The organism is Rhizobium sp. RHZ01 (assembly GCF_014851595.1).
Taxonomy (GTDB): Bacteria; Pseudomonadota; Alphaproteobacteria; order Rhizobiales; family Rhizobiaceae; genus Rhizobium; species Rhizobium altiplani.
In genome coordinates, this window is record NZ_JACUZZ010000164.1 from 1 (window position 1) to 255 (window position 255).

Consider the following 255-nt stretch of genomic DNA (forward strand, 5'->3'; position numbering starts at 1 on the left):
CATGTCAGGTCTTGCAGTGGACGCAGTTCTGGGCGTTGATGACAAAGGTCTCTTGCCCATCCTTCTCCACCCATTCGTAACCGACGGCCGGACAGTAGCGCAACGAAGGACCGGCATAGATGTCGTGTTCGGACGACTTCTGCAGCGCCATGTCCTTCACCTGCAGATGCACCGGCTGGTCTTCCTCGTGGTTGGTGTTCGACAGGAACACCGAGGACAGACGGTCGAAGGTGAGAACGCCGTCGGGCTTCGGGT

General features: G+C 58.8%; 1 pseudogene. It reads right to left on the reverse strand.

What is annotated here, in order from left to right:
- Positions 1-7 precede the first annotated feature (7 nt).
- A pseudogene (locus tag IB248_RS31300) lies at positions 8-255 on the reverse strand (4Fe-4S dicluster domain-containing protein); the annotation flags it as partial.